General features: G+C 67.9%; 13 protein-coding genes. 6 read left to right on the forward strand and 7 right to left on the reverse strand.

What is annotated here, in order from left to right; translation table 11 throughout:
• Nucleotides 1-181: 181 nt before the first annotated feature.
• The 7 genes from E1283_RS25795 to E1283_RS25820 all read right to left on the reverse strand — a co-directional run bounded on the left by E1283_RS25795 (nucleotide 182) and on the right by E1283_RS25820 (nucleotide 4094).
• The gene (locus E1283_RS25795) at nucleotides 182-376 is read right to left on the reverse strand and encodes a hypothetical protein (protein ID WP_132820549.1); all 195 of its coding nucleotides are present in this window, start codon (nucleotides 374-376) and stop codon (nucleotides 182-184) included.
• Nucleotides 377-393: 17 nt separating this feature from the next.
• Complete coding sequence (locus E1283_RS25800) at nucleotides 394-585, reverse strand: mobile element transfer protein (RefSeq protein ID WP_132820550.1); 192 nt, start codon at nucleotides 583-585, stop codon at nucleotides 394-396.
• 6 nt (nucleotides 586-591) lie between these two features.
• Entirely contained in the window at nucleotides 592-768 is a 177-nt protein-coding gene (locus E1283_RS37500) for a hypothetical protein (protein ID WP_165956241.1), read from the reverse strand.
• 14 nt (nucleotides 769-782) lie between these two features.
• Entirely contained in the window at nucleotides 783-1349 is a 567-nt protein-coding gene (locus E1283_RS25805) for a DUF2637 domain-containing protein (RefSeq protein WP_132820551.1), read from the reverse strand.
• A 71-nt stretch (nucleotides 1350-1420) separates the two neighbouring features.
• Nucleotides 1421-2761, reverse strand: a complete 1341-nt coding sequence (locus tag E1283_RS25810; protein ID WP_132820552.1) for an FtsK/SpoIIIE domain-containing protein — start codon at nucleotides 2759-2761, stop codon at nucleotides 1421-1423.
• Between the two features lies 1 nt (nucleotide 2762).
• The gene (locus E1283_RS25815) at nucleotides 2763-3113 is read right to left on the reverse strand and encodes an SCO3933 family regulatory protein (RefSeq protein WP_132820553.1); all 351 of its coding nucleotides are present in this window, start codon (nucleotides 3111-3113) and stop codon (nucleotides 2763-2765) included.
• Nucleotides 3114-3305: 192 nt separating this feature from the next.
• Nucleotides 3306-4094, reverse strand: coding sequence for a GntR family transcriptional regulator (locus E1283_RS25820; protein WP_132820554.1), 789 nt, complete (start codon nucleotides 4092-4094; stop codon nucleotides 3306-3308).
• A gap of 87 nt (nucleotides 4095-4181) precedes the next feature.
• On the opposite strand from E1283_RS25820, the gene E1283_RS25825 reads away from it, so the two are divergent.
• The 6 genes from E1283_RS25825 to E1283_RS25850 all read left to right on the forward strand — a co-directional run.
• Nucleotides 4182-4604: an NUDIX hydrolase gene (locus E1283_RS25825; RefSeq protein ID WP_132820555.1), complete on the forward strand. Its 423-nt coding sequence runs from the start codon at nucleotides 4182-4184 to the stop codon at nucleotides 4602-4604.
• Between the two features lie 58 nt (nucleotides 4605-4662).
• On the forward strand, nucleotides 4663-5064 hold the full coding sequence (locus E1283_RS25830) for an ATP-binding protein (RefSeq protein WP_243745103.1): 402 nt from the start codon (nucleotides 4663-4665) through the stop codon (nucleotides 5062-5064).
• On the forward strand, nucleotides 5058-5414 hold the full coding sequence (locus tag E1283_RS25835; protein ID WP_132820557.1) for a hypothetical protein: 357 nt from the start codon (nucleotides 5058-5060) through the stop codon (nucleotides 5412-5414). The genes E1283_RS25830 and E1283_RS25835 overlap by 7 nt, the downstream gene beginning before the upstream one ends.
• A complete protein-coding gene (locus E1283_RS25840) occupies nucleotides 5411-5725 on the forward strand; it encodes a hypothetical protein (RefSeq protein WP_132820558.1) in 315 nt (104 codons plus the stop codon). Before E1283_RS25835 ends, E1283_RS25840 begins: the two co-directional genes overlap by 4 nt.
• Nucleotides 5726-6258: 533 nt before the next feature.
• On the forward strand, nucleotides 6259-7542 hold the full coding sequence (locus E1283_RS25845) for a hypothetical protein (RefSeq protein WP_132820559.1): 1284 nt from the start codon (nucleotides 6259-6261) through the stop codon (nucleotides 7540-7542).
• Between the two features lie 350 nt (nucleotides 7543-7892).
• Nucleotides 7893-8733: AAC(3) family N-acetyltransferase (locus E1283_RS25850; RefSeq protein ID WP_243745104.1), on the forward strand; the 841-nt coding region annotated here is incomplete at its 3' end.

An 8733-nucleotide genomic window follows, 5' to 3' on the forward strand; every position in this document is an offset into this window, starting at 1 on the left:
CGGAGAGCACCCGACCCACCTCGGACAGCGGCCCGGCCAGGTCCTCGACCAGGCCGTTCACATCGTCGATGGCCTTGCCCCAGGCGCCCTCGCAGACGCCCGTCTCGAGCCGTTCGGTCAGCCGACCTTGGCGGTATCGAGGCCGCCCCGGGCCGTTCACGACGGCGAGTGGGCTAGTTGTCTAGTCGTGTTGGTCGTTGATGATCTCGACGCCGGAGCGTGTGCCGGAGTCGATGACGGGGGCGGCGACGGTGTCGGCGAGGTAGAAGCCGAACAGGGCGATCACGACGACGAGCCAGGGGCGGACGCCGAGGAAGCGCACGGCACCCCAGGCGATCAGGCCGAGGATCACGACGAGGGGCAGGCTGACGGTCACGTCCAGGACCTCTCTTCTCAGCGGATGGGGCAGCGGTGCGTACGGGCGGCGAGTTCGGCGGCGGATCGGGTGTCGTACTCGGCGGAGAAGCCGCAACGGGGCGCGGTGCAGGCGGCGGTGTGCCTTTCCTGGCCACGGCTGTCATTGGCCGTGCCAACCTGAACCGGTCCGACACGGACGACGCTGCGGAAGCGCCTGAAACGGGCCACGGTGGTTCAGTCCTCCTTGGGTTGCTGGGGAAACAGGCGGCGGATCCGGGCGGCTTCACGGGGATCGGGGGTGCGGTCGGCGGCGTCCTCGGCGAGCAGCCGTGCGAGGACGGGACGGCCGGTTGTGGCCATCTCCCGAGCCGCATCGAGGAATTCGCAGGGGGTTGGGTCACGTCCGGCCATGCGGGGTGTCTCCTTCAGACGAGGTGCGTTGCGATGGCTTCGGCGACCGGGGCCGGGACGCCGAGACGGGCACGGAGGGTGGGCGTGTCGATCGGAGTGCCCGTGCGCGTGTGATGTTCGGCGGCGACCTTGCGCGCGTGGTCGACGAGCGCGGCCGGTACGGCGACGGGTGGCCGGTCGACGGTGGGGGGCTTCGCGAGTTCGGGCAGTGGACCAGTGCGGTTGTGGGCGAGGAGGGTCCCGCCGAGGAAGGCGACGGCCGGCCAGCCTGCGACGAGGATGCGGAGCCAGACGGGAACGTCGTTCATGTCGAGGAGGCCGGCGGTGGCGACGTTGGCGCCGAGGGAGGCGATCAGGGCGATGACGAACCAGCACCAGCCGGCGGCCTTGCCCGCGCCGCCGGTACGCAGCCGGCCCCAGGCGGCGACGAGGAGCAGGTCAACGGAGATCGGGTAGGCCCAGGCTTTCCACCCGTCCTGTCCGGCAGCGGCGGCGAGATCGTGAATGTGGGCGAAGGACAGTGCGGCGGCGATAACCGCTTGGACGAGAACGGCGTCAACACGAGCCAGGTACGCGCGCACGGCGGAGCAGCCTCCTTCCTGTTCAGGCATGGCTGGGGTAGGGACCGGGCGTCAGGGACGGGTTGGCGCGGTCAGGCAGTGACGGCCGAGGCGGGTATCACCGGCGCGAAGGGCTTCAGCGCGGGCAGGTCCGGCACGAGGTGCGCGGAGGCCGCGCAGCGGGCGGCGGCATCGGCGAGGGACAGGTAGGCGGTGCGGATGCGGGACCAGCCGCCGGAGGTGTCCCCGGCAACGGCCAGGCCGGGGCGTTCGGGGGCGATGGCGCAGGCGGCGGCGACCGCTTCGGGCGCGATGTCGCCGAGCGCCATCTTGGCTGAGGCTTCGTCGTTGACGCGGTGGCAGACGCGGCCGGTCAACTGGGCCCGCAGCATGGTCGCGCCTTTGCCGAGTTCGGCGCCGAAGCGCTGGCCGCAGACTTCGAGGTAGATGCCGGCGGCCCGGCCGAGTTGAGCGAGGCGAACGAGGTGGGTGACCATCTCGTCCCGCCGTTCCTCGTCCTTCCGCGTCGCGATCAGGAAGAGTTCGGCCACCTCGTCCACGAACACCACCACCGGCACCGGCCGCTCATCCTCCGGCAGGCCCCAGATGTCGGAGGTGATTTCCTCGTCCGGGGTGCCGGCCGGTATGCCTTGTCGGGCGCGTATCAGGTCGTACCGCTCATCCATCAACGCGACCAACACGGGCAGTAGCTCAGCCGCCTTCTCCGGATCAGTGGCCAGCGCCGACAGACGTGGGGCGAACGGCGCCAGCTCGACCCCGCGCTTGCAGTCGATGCCCACGAGCGCGACATCTTGTGCGGCCAGGCCGGACAGCAGGTGCCGCAGGTACATGGACTTCCCCGAGAGCGTGGCGCCGAGAGTGAGCGCGTGCGGAACGGTGCGGTAGTCACGGACGAACGCGGTGGCGTCCTCCCGCAACGCGACCGGCACCCGGAGATATCCGCCGCCGGTCTTGCGCGGCATGCGGACCTCCCGAAGCACATCGAAGCCCACCAGCCGGAGTTCGACCGTTCCCGGTTTGATCTCGGCGACGTGCACGGCGTGGACGCCCCATGCGTGCCGGAGACGTTCGGCCGAGGCGGCGACGTCCGCCGGTTCCTGCCCCGGAGCGAGCCGCAGCCGAAGCCGCAGCCCGGTCGAGGTCGGCCGCAGCAGCCCCCGACGAGGCGGGACCGGCCGCACCTCACGACGCGTCGCCGCCCGCACCGCCAGCGCCCGCAAGCGGGAGGGCGGAACGGCCAGGCCGCACGCGTCCATCACCGAGCCGTAGGAACCCAGCAGCCGGCCGGCGGAGAGCGGCAGGCCCACCGTCGACCAGTACAAGGCCGGGTGCCTGTGCCGGGCGTAGACGGCCGAGCCGCCGACCACGGCGACCGACCCACCCACACCCAACACCGAAAGCAGCTCGGACATGTCAGGCCCCCACCGCGACCGGGAAGGCCGCCGGAGTCACGGCGGCGGCGCGGAAGGCGATGCCGTGCCGCTGCTGCCCGTTGAACACCGACTCCCACGGCCGAGCCACCAAACCCGGCAGAGCAACCGGGGCCCCAAGCGCCAGCCCCTCGGAAACACCGCTCTCGGGAACCGTGACCTGGATCAGCGAGGACTCACCGTCCTCGATGTAGACGACGCCGATCCGCATCAACGTCTCGCCGCTGACCGCGTCCTTGGCAATCTCCCCGGTCTGCCGATCCCGCACCTTCGGGGCCGGAGCCTCAGTCAACAGGACCGTGGCGGCCGAGGTCTCAACACGAATGGAACGCAACGTAACTCTCCTTGAGCTCAGGAACCGACACGACAGCCAGCTAGTCATCTAGACAAGATGCGCCGCGCCGATCCCTTGCGAGTGGTGACGAAGTCCAGCATGCCACACACTCACCCACTCGTCTATACGAGTATGTGTGGTGGCGTATACGAGTCGCCGTTCCCGCAGCTCACGCCCCGTGACCCGAGGCGGCTACGTCGCCGGAAGCTGGTAGGCGAGCACGTAGGCGTCAGCCGCCATTACCGTGTCGCACACCTCCACCGGCCGCCCTTCCTTGTCGAACGCCGTGCGGACCAGGTGGATCACGGGCACGCCGGCCGCCAGGCGCAGGAACTTGACCTCGCTGGGGGTGGGCATGCGGGCGCGGATCTCTTCCTCGAAGTGGTCGAGGCGGTGGCCGAGTTCTTCGAGCCGGGCGTAGATGCCGCCGGGGCCGGGGTTGGGCTCGGCGATCGGCGTACCCCGGGCGATGTCGAGCGGGAGGTAGGAGGTGGCGAACTCCACCGGCCGCCCGTCCAGCAGGTACCTCCGCCGCCGGGCCAGTACCCGACGCGGGCCGCCCAGCCGCGCGGACACATCCTGCGTCGGTCGTTCTTCCTTGACTTCGAGGCTGTCCACTTCCGGGTGACTTCCCGCGGCTTCCGCTTCCACGGTGAAGGCGGCCTTGCCCTGGTCGCGGTGGCGCCGGGCGAACCGGTCGGAGGCCAGCCGCCGCACCGGGGGACGGGGTCGGACGAAGACGCCCTTGCCGTGCTCGGAGTGCACCAGGCCCTCGCCTTGGAGGACTGAGAGGGCGTTGCGGACGGTCATGCGGGAGACGCCGTAGTGCTCTACCAGCTCGGATTCGGACGGGAGCTTGGCACCTTCCTTGAACCGTCCCTTGTCGATCGCTTCCCGCAGCTGGTCAGCGATCTGGCGGAACACCGCCCGGTCGCTGGTGGAATCCAGCGCGCCCAGCACGCCGGAGGGGATAGCGGCCATAGCCGATTACTCCTTTAGGTATCTAGACGAGATGCCAAGTTCTGTTGCTACGGTGGAAAGCCTAGCCAGCCGTGAGGATCGAGAACCATGAGCACCCAGCGCCCGCACTCCGTGAGCGTCGCCGGAGTCATCATCGACGACGCCGGCCGCGCGTTGCTGATCCAGCGACGCGACAACGGGCACTGGGAACCACCGGGCGGAGTCCTCGAAGCCGGCGAGACCATCCCCGAAGCCCTTGAACGCGAAGTACTCGAAGAGACCGGCATCAAGATCGCCCACCCGGCCACCTTGACCGGCATCTACAAGAACATGAACGCGCTGATCATCGCCATGGTCTTCCGCTGCGAAGCACTCGACGGAACGGCGACGACCGGCACGGAGACCAAGGCCGTCCGCTGGGCCACCCGAGACGAAGTCAGCCAGCTCGCCGACGAGGCATACGCCGTGCGCGTCCTGGACGCGGCCAACCCGCCGGCCATCCGCGCCCACGACGGCGTGAAACTCATCTAGCACAACTGACCTGCCCATAACCGTCTACCAGCAGAAAGCAACTTGTATGCACGAGTATATGAGTAACTTGCGTGTCTGGGTAGTCACCTGCCGCGATATCCCCGAGGAGATCCCCCGAGTCCGCCGCTTCGTCCGCGAAATCTTCGACGGCGAACCCTGGGCCGACGACGCCGCCCTGATCGTCACCGAACTCGGCACCAACGCCCTCACCCACACCACCAGCGGCGGCTTCCACCTCACCCTCGTTCGTTCCTCCGAGGGCATCACCATCGCCGTGACCGACTCGGGAGGCACCAGCACCCGCCCCCACGTTCAGGACCCGACGGCCGACAGCGCGGGCGGTCGAGGCTTGGCTTTGGTCCACGCCTACGCCGACACCGTCACCATCCACGGCGACCACCGAGGCCACACCGTCACAGCCGAACTCCGCCCCAAGCCACCAGGGGCCAGCTCATGCTGACCAGGACCCGCGCGGTCCGTCTCGAACTCCGCCTTGGGTTCTGGTGCGAGGCCATCGCCTACTACCCCCAGGGGCACCGAACGTTCTGGCTCGGCTCACACTCCGCAGCCACACCCCGCCTCGCGATGCGCTGGCTCCACACGCGCGCCGCCCACATCGCAGACCAACTCGACCCACCAGCCGCCGCCATCACACGCCACTGGCTCACCGACCAAGCCGAGCACGAACACGCCCTGGCCCTCCTCGTCAACGGCGAGCTCTACGCCCACGCCATCCACGAGGACAGCCTCCGCTACCTGCTGTCCGCAAGACCCGCCAACCGCACCGCACTCCCCAAGCAGGCACCATGACCGACCAACACCCCGCCCACGACGACCAGGCCGACGAGGCGCCACTCCGCCCCGAGATCGAGCAGGGATACCGAGACGAGTTCCGCGTCGCCATGAACGCCGTCATCCAGTACTGCCGCAACGTCGTCAACGAACACGGCCACCGCGGCCTCTGGGCACCACGCGGCAACAGTCCAGACCACTACGAGTTGATCAGCCAGGCTCGCCGGGACATCCTCACCAAGCTTCGTCTCGTCCTGGACTGCGCCGAGACCATCGCCTACGAGATCGAACGAGACCGACAGCGCCCACACCGCCGACAGACCAAGTGAGTTACAACCTTCTCCACGACTTCAAGGCGCCGCGCCCCCGGCGCGGCGCGCGCGGCAGCGGCGGCCCCGGGCCGCCGCTCCTGTCTCCGCCCCGCTCCGGCCCGGCCCGCCGGCCGCGCACCAGCTCGGGTACGAGCCTGGTTGCGGTGAGAGAGGTGTCCGTCGTGGCTGGGGGTCGGCTCCACGGCTTTACCCACCTGCCCGGTCCGGGGCCCTCATCGGGCAAGGCCAGGGGGCCATCGGCCGGATTTACCGGGCAGGGCTCCGCCCCGCCCGATCAGCTGAGGAAGCATACGGCCCCCTGACCATGCCCGATCCCAGCCCAGGCAGGACACCGGCCAAACCCGCTCCGCCGCCCTGTCGATGAGGCCAATCACTGTATTCCCGAGACACCCGCCGTTCAGATCCTGCATCATGCGAACATGCTGTCTCTAACCATGCGAAGAGCGGACGTCGACGAGAGGGCTCACGCCCGCTTCGGAGCCCTCATTGCTCAACTCTCTACAACCTTACGCCCCCTCCTAGGACCTGCCGTGCAACGACAGGCAGAGATCATCGGGGTAGAAGCAGAATCCCTCGAAGCATTCGATTTTTCGGACCGGTATCTGGATACCATTACGGCTACACGCGCGGAGATCTTCGCTGATGCGGGATGCCTGTATATTTTAACGCTAGATAACCCCTCCGGGTATGACTCCTCCCCGGAAGATGAGCCGCCAAACAGACTGTCCGTTTCCGTGGTTTCAACAGGAAGCCCTGCAAAACATCTGGACAGGATCCTTGAAACCTGCAAAGAGGTGATGGGATGTGCACTTAGCGAGTATCGCTATCCTTCGGTTGACTTCAAGCGACTGCGTGAGGAAGTTGGCGCGGCACTCACCCCTCCGAGCGACATCGAGACGTCCTCATCTTACGCATTGATGGCCAAGGAAAACCGCGAGCTTGCCATTCGAATCAAGAAGTCCTTCGGGATGCTGGTCGGAGATCTCGACAAAAAGAGCCAGCAAGCAACCGAAATTGATGTTGAGTCAGCTCGCGAGGCGCTAGAAAAGGCGGGCATCGTGAGCTCGGAATTCATGGTGACCTGCAGGCGGCAAAATCACCAGACTGCGCGAGCACCCTCCGCCAAGCTGATTGAGCAGATGAGCGCTTCAGGGATCAAATGCGCTTGCGGTAAGCCTATCGCCGAAGAACCTCTAGAGGAAGCGCTCACGATCACAGACCTGGGGCGCTCGCTTCTCGACAAAAGTCGCTGGCTGTCCCTAGTCGTGATGAACGAATTGCAACGACTCGGCGTGCGCGATGACGAAATTCTGATCGAGAGCACTATTGGCGGCGACGAGCTTGATTGCATAGCCAACGTGAATGGCGAGCTGTGCCTATTCGAACTCAAGGACAAAGAATTCAGCCTCCGGGAGGCTTACTCTTTCGGTGCGAAGATGAGCATCGTGGAGCCGAGGCACGCGTTGATCATCACCTCTGAATACGTGGGAGGTGATGTCAAGGAGCACTTTGAGCGCTCAAGGAAGGGCGGCAGAAAGGCGCGGTCGGTGCGTCGTGAGTTGTCTGGAAGGTCGGTAATTTACGTTGAGGGGGTCGACAACATCCGCCCGAAACTAGAGGAGTTTGTATCCTCCATTCACCGGAATGACTCGGCGCATGCCCTGACACACGCACTCCCATTCGCCGCGATTTCTCCCGCTTCCCTGCTCAAAGCCCTCGAACAAGGTGGCCCTAGCGAACGAGAGGACGAGGGAGGCCACTCCTCTTCCCGCCGGAGACCGAGAACGCGCGCGAAGGAGCAAGCCCCGCAGTAGTTCGCGTGTACAGCAGCGGAGTACAGCAACCGCCCCGACCGACAGCAACCGTCACCGCCCCCGGATGGCCGTTCGGCCAGCCCAGCAGACCTCAGCGACCGCCTCGCCCGTAGTTCGGGACGAAGAGGTCGTGGGTTCAAATCCCGCCACCCCGACGCCACATCAAAGGCACCTACCAATATTGGTAGGTGCCTTTGTCGTTTCCCACGCCGGGCCGGCCCCGACCGGCCCGGCGCCGACGTAGTCGGCGTTCGGTGCGTGATGCGTGGCGAAACGACGGTCCGTGCCCGTTGCCCGACGACGGACCGGCCGGGAGGATGGGGCGTCGGGATGCCGAAGGGGGACTCACCGTGGCGGTCAGCACCAGCGAGCTCGTGACGGCCGTCGACGCGCTGGGGATCGCGGGGAGGCCGGTGCTGGCGCACGTCTCGCTGCGGTCGTTCGGGGCGCCCGTCGCGTCGGGTGCCGACGGTCTCCTGGACGCGCTGCTGTCCCGTGGCTGCACCGTGCTCGTCCCGTCGTTCAGCGAGCCGCAGTTCCGGGTGGATCCGCCGCTCCCGACGCGCCCGGCCGGGAACGGCGTGGACTACTCGCGGCTGCCCTGGGCCGCCGAGCCCGCGGCGAGCGGCCCGCCCTACACGGTCGACTGCGGTCTCATCAACGCGACGTTGGGGGCGCTGCCGGCCGCCCTCATCGCGCGGGCGGAGGCCAGGCGCGGCCGGCACCCGCTCAACTCCTTCGCGGCGGTCGGGGCGTTGGCCGACGAACTCGTCTCGACACAGAGCCCCACCGACGTCTACGCCCCGCTGCGGAAGCTGGTCGAGCACGACGGCGTGGTGCTGCTGGTGGGCGTCGGGCTCAACCGGATGACGCTGCTCCACCTGGCCGAACAGCGCTCCGGGCGGCGGCTGTTCGTCCGCTGGGCCCTCGGGGCGGACGGCCGGGTGATCACGGTGGAGGTCGGCTCCTGCTCGGAGGGGTTCCCCCGGTTCGAGCCACACCTGAGGGGGCTGGCCGGGACCGTCACGGTCGGTGTCTCCGGGTGGGCCGCCTACCCGGCCGGTCCGGTGCTCGACGCCGCCGTGGCCGCCATCGCGAACGAGCGGGACATCACGCGGTGCTCCGACGCCGGCTGCCTCGCCTGCCGGGACGCCGTGGCCGGCGGGCCCGTCGGGGTGGGCCCCCTGGGGT

Source organism: Streptomyces hainanensis (assembly GCF_004348415.1).
GTDB lineage: Bacteria > Actinomycetota > Actinomycetes > Streptomycetales > Streptomycetaceae > Streptomyces > Streptomyces hainanensis.

Bases quoted from the DNA above. Each gene is read 5' to 3' on its own strand.
- E1283_RS25825 (WP_132820555.1), top strand. From the start codon at position 4,182: ATGAGCACCCAGCGCCCGCACTCCGTGAGCGTCGCCGGAGTCATCATC.
- E1283_RS25820 (WP_132820554.1), bottom strand. From the start codon at position 4,094: ATGGCCGCTATCCCCTCCGGCGTGCTGGGCGCGCTGGATTCCACCAGC.
- E1283_RS25810 (WP_132820552.1), bottom strand. From the start codon at position 2,761: ATGTCCGAGCTGCTTTCGGTGTTGGGTGTGGGTGGGTCGGTCGCCGTG.
- E1283_RS25840 (WP_132820558.1), top strand. From the start codon at position 5,411: ATGACCGACCAACACCCCGCCCACGACGACCAGGCCGACGAGGCGCCA.
- E1283_RS25830 (WP_243745103.1), top strand. From the start codon at position 4,663: ATGAGTAACTTGCGTGTCTGGGTAGTCACCTGCCGCGATATCCCCGAG.
- E1283_RS25835 (WP_132820557.1), top strand. From the start codon at position 5,058: ATGCTGACCAGGACCCGCGCGGTCCGTCTCGAACTCCGCCTTGGGTTC.
- E1283_RS37500 (WP_165956241.1), bottom strand. From the start codon at position 768: ATGGCCGGACGTGACCCAACCCCCTGCGAATTCCTCGATGCGGCTCGG.